Source organism: Sphingomonas bacterium (genome assembly GCF_903643035.1).
Taxonomy (GTDB): Bacteria; Pseudomonadota; Alphaproteobacteria; order Sphingomonadales; family Sphingomonadaceae; genus Sphingomonas.
In genome coordinates, this window is record NZ_CAHJWW010000272.1 from 1 (window position 1) to 3,768 (window position 3,768).

Consider the following 3,768-nt stretch of genomic DNA (forward strand, 5'->3'; position numbering starts at 1 on the left):
GATCATTGGGCGATGCTGCGGAACGCGATCCGGCTGGGCGTGAAGATCGCGCTCGGGACCGATCAGTTCCCCTACGAACCCAATGGCGGCACCACCGCCACGATCGCGGAGGCCGAACTCTACCAGCGAGCCGGCATGACCCCGCTCCAGGCGCTTCAGGCGGGGACGATCCGCCCCGCGGCCATGCTCCGGATAGAGGATGAGGTCGGTCGGCTCGCGCCCGGCAAGCTCGCCGACATCGTGGCCGTCACCGCCGACCCCGTAAAGGATATAGCCGCGCTCCGCACGCTCGACTTCGTGATGAAGGGAGGACTGATCGTCCGCGACGACGATGCGGGCGTTCCCGACGAGGGAGGCTCGGCGGCACGATGACGCTTGTGTTGCAGTTCACGCAACGATGTCGCGCCCGCCTTCTTGTTGATCGCCGGCGACATGCGACGGACAGTGCGAGGGCAGTCGAGCAGCCGCGGCTTTGAGATCACGGCGCTGGGCCAGGGCGGTATCGCAGGATCGCGCCGGTTGGGTGAACCTCGATCACGAGGGCACGCGCGGCGCTTGGCTTACGGGAACGGATGCCGCGCACGCGTTCGCGGCCAGACAGGGGGTAATCGCATGACGCACTCGACCAGAGCCGCTCGCACATGGCGCACGTCCACCGCCGCTGCTGCCTTGATCGCCGCCACGGCGGTCGCCGGCGGCGCGCGGGCGCAGACCTCGGCAGCGCCGGCCGCCCCGTCGCCGCCAGCCGGCGCGTCGGCGGAGGCTCCGGACAAGTCGGCGAGCACGACCGCGGAGGGGACCGGCGGCGCGCCTGCGGACAGCTCGGAAATCATCGTAACCGCGCAGCGCCGGCAGGAGTCGATCCAGAGCGTTCCGATCGCGATCACCGCAGTGACGAGCCAGACGCTCAAGAACCAGAACATCCGCAGCGTGCAGGACTACTTCGCGCTGACGCCGAACGTCAGCTTCCAGTCTAACGGCTCGCGCGACCGCAAGGACCTCGTCCTGCGCGGCATCTCGAACCAACTCAGCCCGTACTCGGACGTTCGGCAGGCATCCTACGCCTTCTACATCGACGAGTTCAACGTCGAGGCGGGCACGAGCAACCCGCAGATCGTCGACCTGGACCGCATCGAGATCCTGCGCGGGCCGCAGGGCACCTACTTCGGTCGGAATTCGATCGGCGGCGCGATCAACGTCATCACTAAAAAGCCGGTCGACCATTTCGAGGGTGAACTAGAGGGAAGCTACAGCAGCTTCGACACGCGCCGGGTCGAAGCGGTGCTCAACGTGCCAATCATCAAGAACCTGTTCGCGATCCGCGCGTCGGGCCAGTACGAAAAGTCGGACGGCTACATCAAGAACATCAACCCGATCGGGGGCGGCAACAACCACCGCTACTACACCGGCCGGATCGAGGGGCGCGTCACGCCGACGCCCGACCTGACGATCGACCTGACCTACAGCTACTCGAACGAGAGGGACGGGATGCGCGACGGCGTGCCGACCGGGTTCGTCACCGCCACTTGGGCGTCGGTCTACTACGGTTCCGACACGCCCGGCTTCATCGCCGATCCCGATGGCGTCGGCTTCTATCCGAAGAACGACAATCGCGTGAACTTCAACCGCCCACAGGATGTCGGCAGCAAGTACCAATACGAGAGCGGCCGGGCGGTATGGAACCTGGGCGGGGTGACGCTCACCGGCGTGGCGGGCCACATCTCGTCCAACCTGTTCAACTTCGGCGACGTCGACGGCGGCAGCCACGACTATTTCTACGAGAATCTCAAGCTCAAGCGCGCGTCGACCAGCGGCGAGCTGCGGTTGCAGTCGAGCGGCAGCCATCGTTTGGATTGGAGCGTCGGCACCTCGGTCGGCCATGACACCGGCAATTCGAACCAGTTCACCTTCAACGGGACCGAGAGCCCGTTCGGGCCGGACGGCTCGCAGATCACCGGCGGTCTTTCGGACAGCTCGACGACCTACTACGCGGTGTTCGGCCAGGGTACGTTCAACGCGACCGACAAGCTCGCGCTGGTCGTCGGCGGCCGCTACTCCCACGAACGCACCAAGAACCAGTCGTTCGACTCGTCGAGCGGCATCATAACCGATACTAACGACCGTGCGACGTCGTTCAACGACTTCTCGCCCAAGTTCACGGTCAACTACAAGATCGACCCCGACTTCCTGATCTATGCCACGGCCTCGCGCGGCTTCAAGTCGGGCGGCACGCAGACCAGCAACGACGTCGAGCTGGCCAACTCGTTCAAGCCGGAGACGTTGTGGAACTACGAGGGCGGCACCAAGCTCTCGCTGTTCGATCGCAAGCTGAGGCTCGATGCCGCCATCTTCTACATGGACTGGAAGAATGTGCAGGAGAACATCCAGTTCCAGTTCATCGGCGACGACGGTCTGCTGAGAGGCGTGAGCGGGATCGCCAACGCTGCGCGCGCGCGCAGTTACGGTGCCGAAGGCAGCTTCGACGCGCAGATTACCAAGGAGTTCAAGCTGAGCGGACAGGTCGGCTACGACAATGCCAAGTACCGCAAGTATCAGAACGCGCTGGTTGACGGATCGGTGATCGACGCGAGCGGGAAGCCGCTGATCGCCGCGCCGAAGTGGACGCTGGGGGCGCAAGGCCAGTATACCTACGCGATCAGCGACACGGCCGATGCGTTCGTGCGCGCCGAGTGGAACTACCGAAGCAAGATGCTGTCGTCGCAATTCGCTCTGAAGTACTACCAATTCCCGTTCATCTCGCCCAGTTATCATAACGTTAACCTGCGGATCGGCAGCGACTTCGGCCCGTTCCGGGTGGTGGCCTACGTACAGAATCTGTTCAAGGCGCACTATTACGCGAACGCTTACGAGAAAGCCTTCTACAGCGGCGTCCAAGTCGAGCCGTCATACCGTGAATTCGGCGGGACGGTGGCGTACCGGTTCTAAGCGCGGCGACGGCGGGCGGCCGCTCGCCGTCGACAGGACGATGAGGGGACACCGACGACATGCTGGACCGGCGAGACTTCTTGATGGCCTCGGCCGCTTCGGTGATGTTCGCCGCACCGGGCGTTAGGGCCGAGCAGGCGCGGGGCGGCGATGCCGCGCTGGCGGCGCTGATGCAGCGCCACGCCGAGCTCTTCCTGCAGCGTTCGCCCGAGCAGGCGACCAACTTCAACTGGGATGTCGGCGCGCACGCGGCGCTTCGCGGTCGCCTCGACGACCGCTCGCTCGCCGCGATGGATCGTGATCGGATCGCGATCGCCGCGGCGCAGGCCCAGCTACGCCGCATCGACAGGACCACGCTATCGCCCGCGGCAACGCTCGACTACGATGTCGCCGCCTTTGTCTACGACCAGTTCGCGGACATCTTCGGCCGGTACGGCTATATCGATATCGACCTGCGGCCGAGCCCGTATGTCGTCAGCCAGATGAACGGCAGTTATTACTGGATGCCGGACTTCATCGGCTCCGCCCATCCGATCGCGACCGCCGCCGACATCGATGCCTGGTATGCGCGGCTCGCGGGGCTGGCGGTGGCGCTCGACCAGGAGACCGATCGCATCCGCCACGACGCCGGCATCGGCGTGATCCCGCCGGACTTCGTGATCGTGCGCGCGGTGTCGCAGATTCGCGCGTTGCGCGACACGCCGCCGCGCCAGTCCGCATTGATGGTCGACGCGATCGCGCGTGCGCGCGCCAAGGGGCTCGGCGACATCGGCGTGCGCGGGGCCGCGATCTTCGCCGCGCAGGTCGCGCCCGCGCTCACCC

Annotated in this window: 3 protein-coding genes; all 3 read left to right on the forward strand. The window is 65.5% G+C overall.

Features of this window, described 5'->3' with window-relative positions; all coding sequences use genetic code 11:
• Positions 1-372 (forward strand): amidohydrolase family protein (locus tag HUV01_RS13645; protein ID WP_174298765.1); only part of this gene is annotated, 372 nt, incomplete at its 5' end.
• Between the two features lie 240 nt (positions 373-612).
• Complete coding sequence (locus HUV01_RS13650; protein WP_174298766.1) at positions 613-2,946, forward strand: TonB-dependent receptor; 2,334 nt, start codon at positions 613-615, stop codon at positions 2,944-2,946.
• Positions 2,947-3,029: 83 nt separating this feature from the next.
• Positions 3,030-3,768 (forward strand): DUF885 family protein (locus HUV01_RS13655; RefSeq protein WP_254606649.1); only part of this gene is annotated, 739 nt, incomplete at its 3' end.